Source organism: Oleiphilus sp. HI0123, from assembly GCF_001635315.1.
The window spans coordinates 1-384 of the sequence record NZ_LWGE01000767.1 but is presented as its reverse complement, the minus strand read 5'-3'; the positions used below and the strand labels follow the sequence as shown (position 1 = coordinate 384).

The following is a 384-nucleotide window of genomic DNA, read 5'->3' as shown; positions in this document are numbered from 1 at the left end:
CTATACTAGCGCCCGTTCAAATTTTGGGTATTGAATCTACGTTGTGAGCTATGTTGGACAAGTTATACCATAAGCAGAAGTTTGCTCAGGCAAGCATAGAGAGTATGTATCGAGTATTTACAGTACCCGAAGCACCAGACTCTACTCTTAGCCGTATTGATAAAGACGTTTCTAATAATCTTGCAGGATTTATGCAGGACCATATCGTCGCGGTCGAACATGATTTGCAAGAAATGGAAAAAGACTTTTCTGATCCCAGGATTCCTGAAAAGCCCATTTTTGTATCCGAACATACTCAATTTCTTCTAGATAAAATAGTTGCGCAGTCTGTTCACACCTCATCGCCTAGCTTCGTTGGTCATATGACCTCTGCTTTACCTTATT

Annotated in this window: 1 pseudogene; it reads left to right on the top strand. The window is 40.6% G+C overall.

The features are described 5' to 3' along the window. Positions 1-50: 50 nt before the first annotated feature. A pseudogene (locus A3761_RS06780) lies at positions 51-384 on the top strand (putative pyridoxal-dependent aspartate 1-decarboxylase); the annotation flags it as partial.